1 protein-coding gene is annotated in these 381 nt (G+C 66.4%); it reads right to left on the bottom strand.

What is annotated here, in order from left to right:
- On the bottom strand, positions 1-381 hold a 381-nt coding region (locus tag GSY69_RS15475; RefSeq protein ID WP_160954409.1), incomplete at both ends, for an IS30 family transposase.

Here is a 381-nt window from a genome sequence, read left to right as displayed (position 1 = left end):
GGTGATCGGGGATCACCGTGCCCTTGGGCAGATACTCCCGGTAGAGCCGGTTCGTGTTCTCGTTGCTGGGCCTCTGCCAGGGCGAGTGGGGATCGGCGAAGTAGACCGGCATCGCCGTGGCCAGGGATACCTTCGCGTGCTGGGCCATCTCGCTGCCCTGGTCCCACGCCAACGATGCCTTCATCATCTCGGGCAGGTCGTTGAAAAACTCGATGACCGCGTCAGCGGTTGGCTCGGCGTGTTTCGAGGGCAGTGCCAGCAGCCCGGTGAACCCGCTCATCCGCTCCACCAGCGTCGCCGCGCACGAGGTGCCGTTCTTCCCGATGATCAGGTCACCCTCCCAGTGCCCCGGCACCCGACGCTGGGCGGCGTCCTCACCTC

This window comes from Brevibacterium rongguiense, from assembly GCF_009857845.1.
Lineage (GTDB): Bacteria > Actinomycetota > Actinomycetes > Actinomycetales > Brevibacteriaceae > Brevibacterium > Brevibacterium rongguiense.
This window is presented reverse-complemented; position numbering and strand designations above follow the sequence as displayed.